The 1,577-nt window shown below is 62.9% G+C and carries 1 protein-coding gene; it reads left to right on the top strand.

The features are described from left to right. Position 1: 1 nt before the first annotated feature. Positions 2-1,577, top strand: a 1,576-nt coding sequence (locus NJG22_RS24355; protein WP_253098476.1) for an RHS repeat domain-containing protein, incomplete at its 3' end; no start/stop codon positions are given.

Genomic DNA, 1,577 nt, shown 5'->3' with positions numbered 1-1,577 from the left:
CATGGCCGCGGCGCGCATGAGCCTGCGCCCGACCCTGTTCCTGGTGCGCCAGGAACTGCGCAACAGCGCCAAGATGCTGCTGGGCGATTCGCTGATCACGGTGTTGATCGGCCACCTCAACGCGACCATCGCCGGGACCATCGATCACTTCGTCAAACAGGCCCAGCCCAAGCTCGCCGGCATCCTCGCCGACGCCGGCGCGTTGGGTACCAAGATGACCAACGAGATCGCCACCGGGTTGGAGAAGGTTGCCCTGGGCCAGCTGGACGCCAAGGGCGACCTGTCGAAGGCGAGCAAGCAGGCCTCGGCCGCCGCCGACAAGCTGCTCAACGACCCAAAGGCGGCGTTCAGCAACTTCTTCGGCGCGGTGCACAGCGCCTACAAGGCTGCCGGCAAGGGCCTGGCCAACAGCGCGACGAGCAAGCTGCTACCGGACCAGATCAAGACCAAGGTGCTGGCCAACACTGGCCAGCTGCGCGCCCTGGGCCCGGAGATGGCCCGGCAATTGAACAAGCTGGCCGACCCGGGCACGCAGATGAGCATCGGCTGGATGCTCAATGTGCTGGGCGGGGCGGTGAAGGGCTTCCGCAAGCGCAACAAGAACGGGCAGCCAGGGGTGAGCAAGCCGGGGACGACCACACAAGTGGAGCGGGAGAAGGGCAAAGGGGAGTTGGCGGTCAGTGGTTCGCAGGCGTATGCCACCCAGACGCCGAGCCCGATCGAGCCCAGTTGCCCAATCCCAAGACCAATCCCGAAATCCACGACGGGGCGCAACATCAGCTTTGCCCTGGGTTCGGAATTCATCATTCACACGGATTTCAGCCTGCCTGGTGCATTTCCGATTGATTGGCAACGGATCTACCACTCGCGCCTGGCCGAATATGACCAGGGCTGTCTGGGCGCCCGTTGGGTAACGCCCCTGACCACGCGTATCGATGTGCTCGACAAGGGCTTGCTGTTCCATGACTTCGACGGTCGCAGCCATGCGTTCGAACTGCCCAAGGCCGGCAAGTCGCTGTTCAACGCCATCGAGGACTTGCTGCTGGTACGCAGCAGCGACGATGAGCTGGTGATCTGCCGTGGCTTCGTGCGCAAGGAGTACTACCTGCGCGTGGGCGACCGTTACTACCTGCGCAAGATCCTGCTGCAGAACGACGCGGGCTGCATGCTGCACTACGAACATCACCATGATGGGCGTCCAGTGCTGTCGGACATCATCACCTTCCAGGGGGATGTGAAGGATGTGCTGCGCCACCTGGGCACACTTATCGATGAACAGGGCCATATTACTGGCCTGTGGGAAATGCACGACGGTCAACCGCTGCGCCAGCTGTGTGCCTACCACTACGATGATCAGGGCGACCTCGTCGCTGCCCAGGATGAGCACGGCGCGGCCTGGCATTACCAGTACCAGAACCACTTGGTGACCCGTTACACCGACCGCACCGGCCGAGGTATGAACCTGCAGTGGGATGGCAGCGCCTTCGACGCCAAGGCCATTCGCGAGTGGGCCGATGATGGCAGTTACGAAATTCGCCTGGAGTGGGACGAGAACATCCGCCTCACCTACGTCACCG

The organism is Pseudomonas sp. VA159-2 (assembly GCF_024126635.1).
GTDB lineage: Bacteria > Pseudomonadota > Gammaproteobacteria > Pseudomonadales > Pseudomonadaceae > Aquipseudomonas > Aquipseudomonas muyukensis.
Note: the sequence above shows the minus strand (reverse complement) of the source record. Positions and strands in the feature narration are given on the sequence as shown.